The sequence below is a fragment of the Sulfuricurvum sp. RIFCSPLOWO2_12_FULL_43_24 genome (assembly GCF_001829605.1).
Classification (GTDB): domain Bacteria; phylum Campylobacterota; class Campylobacteria; order Campylobacterales; family Sulfurimonadaceae; genus Sulfuricurvum.
In genome coordinates this window covers 1-2658 of sequence record NZ_MIBT01000051.1, presented here as the reverse complement: position 1 = coordinate 2658, position 2658 = coordinate 1, and the positions used below count along the sequence as shown (strand labels likewise).

The following is a 2658-nucleotide window of genomic DNA, read 5'->3' as shown; positions in this document are numbered from 1 at the left end:
GCCACCTACAGCACCGGCTCCTACAATAGTATGAATCTCATCGATAAAGAGAATAGCATTTGGGTGGGCCGCAGCCTCATCCATTACCGCTTTGAGCCGTTTTTCAAAATCTCCCCGATATTTCGTCCCCGCCAACATCGCCCCCAGATCAAGGGCAAAAACCTCAGCATCTTCAAGTAATGCAGGAACATCGCCAGAGACGATACGCAATGCCAATCCTTCCGCAATTGCCGTCTTACCGACACCCGGTTCACCAATGAGGAGCGGATTATTTTTCTTACGGCGGCACAAGGTCTGGATGGCTCGCTCAATTTCATTGACACGCCCGATAACAGGATCGATTTTCCCTTTTTTGGCCTGCTCAATCAAATTAATAGCGTATTTTTGCAACGCCCCTTCACTCATGGAGTCATTTTGCACACTCTCCATATCACGATGAGAGATCGCTTCGAGAACATCAACACGGCTGATTCCATACTCTTCAAGGAGCATACAGGCATAGGTATGATGTTCTTCATATACGGCAGCAATCAAGTCACCCACATCGGCAACCTCTTTTTGAGCACTTCGAACATGATGCATCATCCCATCAATCATTCGAGCCAATGCCACTGTCTCAAACGGTTCTTGCTCTATATCTTCGGGTAAAGGTTCCATCGTCTGTATCAAATAGGCACCCAACGATTCTCGAATAATCTCCACATCCGCACCGCATGCTTTTATTATCGCTTCACCATCAGGAGAGTTCAACAGCGCAAGCATCACATGTTCGATCGTGAGATATTCATGACGCTGATGCCGTGCAAATGCAACCGCTTTTTGGAAAATCACATTGAGTTCAGTACTCACCATGGTTATGCCTCCTCCATTATCGCTTTAAGGGGAAATCCGTTTTCACGCGCCAATGTCCCAACCTGATGTACTTTTGTCTCAGCCACTTCGTAAGGATATACTCCGCATAAGCCGCGACCCTTTTGGTGTACTTCAATCATGATTGCGTGAGCATCCTGAAAATTACGCCGAAAAATTTTCATCAAAATATCGACCACAAAATCCATGGATGTGTAATCGTCATTCAGCAAAAAAACATTGTACTGTTTTGGATGCTCCAAAATCAAATCTAAACTTGTCGCGTGTTCGTGTTTGGTAGCCATGTTTGAACTATACCGAATCTTTTTAAATTTTTGCCGAGTTTACAAAATCATCGATAATTGCTTCAGCACTTTCCAAGCCAATCGAAATACGAATAAGCCCTGCTGTTATCCCTAAAAATTCCCGTGTCGCTTCATCAAAATCACGATAAATCGTTGAAGCCATATGAAGTCCCAAAGTACGGCTATCACCTATATTGGCGGTAATAGTAATAAGCTTAGAATGATTCAAAAAATCAAATGCTCTCTCTTTAGTCCCCATGTCAATGGTTAGAAGAGTTCCGCATCCATTAGGAAATTGGCTCAAATAGCGTTCATGATGAGGATGATGCGCCAAACACGGATGGTTGACGTTAAATCCTCTCTCCTGTAATCCACGAGCCACCGTCTCAACCGTTGTAATGATCCTATCCATCCGCAACGGCAAAGTTTCCAATCCCAGTAGGGTGAGATAACTTCCAAATCCGTTTGCCGACATCCCGAAATCACGCAATGCCCGTTTTTTGGCATTCGCTACCAGAGCCATAGCTCCCATTTTATTGATAAACGGGTGGATGTCGCGATAACGATCCCCTTTAAATTTGTCCTCACCCTCTGAAATAGCGCGGAAAATCACCGCACCACCCAGGGCAGAAGCATTTCCGGTAATGATTTTAGTCGTCGAATAGACCACAATATCCGCCCCCAACGCTATCGGTGCAACACTCAGTGGCGTAATGGTATTATCAACCATCAGCACTACTCCGTTACGATTTGCGATCTCGGCGATTTTAGCGATATCGGGAAGACGCATATTGGGATTTCCGACACTTTCCAAAAAGAGTATTTTCGTCGCCGTATTAATCGCTTCTTCGATAGCGCCCAACTCATCGACATCGAAAAAATGGGGTGTAATCCCAAATCGGGTGAGTGTTTCGGAAAAATACGAATAGGTTCCGCCGAATAATCCGCCGATACTGATAATCTCATCTCCCGCACGCAAAAGGCTCAGCGTCGCCATGGCTGTTGCTCCCATCCCTGAAGAGGCGGCAACTGCACCGATCCCTCCATCCATGGAAGCTAAAATCTGTTCCAGCTGTGCCGATGTCGGATTACCGACACGCGCATAAAGCGGTTTTTTGACCGATCCCTCAAAAATCCCCTCACCTGTCTCACTGTTACCGTATCCAAACGATGCGGAATTAACCATAACCGGACTGACTGGGCCTTCTTTTTTCCCTACTTGCTGAACAATGCGGGTTGTAAACTCTTCAAAGCGATTCATCATCAAACCTATATTAAAATTGGGCAATTATAACCTAAAAGGGTCTCTCCTTGTCTAAACGAATTTTTGTAACCGCTACCAACACCAATATCGGCAAGACCCATACCTCTAAGTTGCTCATTGAAGCGTTCACTCGCTTAGGCTTGCGTGTCGGTGTCTACAAACCGATCGAAACCGGTGTTACCACCCTTGCACCCGATGGAAACACCCTTTTTCAAACCGCATTAGCCTGCTATCCAGCGT

At 45.7% G+C, this 2658-nt stretch carries 4 protein-coding genes; 1 reads left to right on the top strand and 3 read right to left on the bottom strand.

The annotated features are described in order from the left end of the window. The 3 genes from A3G19_RS05080 to A3G19_RS05070 form a co-directional block, all read right to left on the bottom strand. Positions 1–852, bottom strand: an 852-nt coding sequence (locus A3G19_RS05080; protein WP_294870940.1) for an AAA family ATPase, incomplete at its 3' end; no start/stop codon positions are given. A gap of 2 nt (positions 853–854) precedes the next feature. Then, positions 855–1154 (bottom strand): ATP-dependent Clp protease adaptor ClpS, encoded by a 300-nt coding sequence (locus A3G19_RS05075; protein ID WP_041192713.1) that lies wholly within the window; start codon positions 1152–1154, stop codon positions 855–857. A 22-nt stretch (positions 1155–1176) separates the two neighbouring features. Beyond that, positions 1177–2418: an aminotransferase class I/II-fold pyridoxal phosphate-dependent enzyme gene (locus tag A3G19_RS05070; protein WP_294870938.1), complete on the bottom strand. Its 1242-nt coding sequence runs from the start codon at positions 2416–2418 to the stop codon at positions 1177–1179. A 47-nt stretch (positions 2419–2465) separates the two neighbouring features. Between A3G19_RS05070 and A3G19_RS05065 the strand changes: the two genes are divergently transcribed. Continuing rightward, positions 2466–2658 (top strand): AAA family ATPase (locus A3G19_RS05065; protein WP_294870936.1); only part of this gene is annotated, 193 nt, incomplete at its 3' end.

What these genes read in the sequence shown, in the direction of transcription:
- A3G19_RS05075 (WP_041192713.1), bottom strand. Translation starts at nt 1,154, where the DNA reads ATGGCTACCAAACACGAACACGCGACAAGTTTAGATTTGATTTTGGAG.
- A3G19_RS05070 (WP_294870938.1), bottom strand. Translation starts at nt 2,418, where the DNA reads ATGATGAATCGCTTTGAAGAGTTTACAACCCGCATTGTTCAGCAAGTA.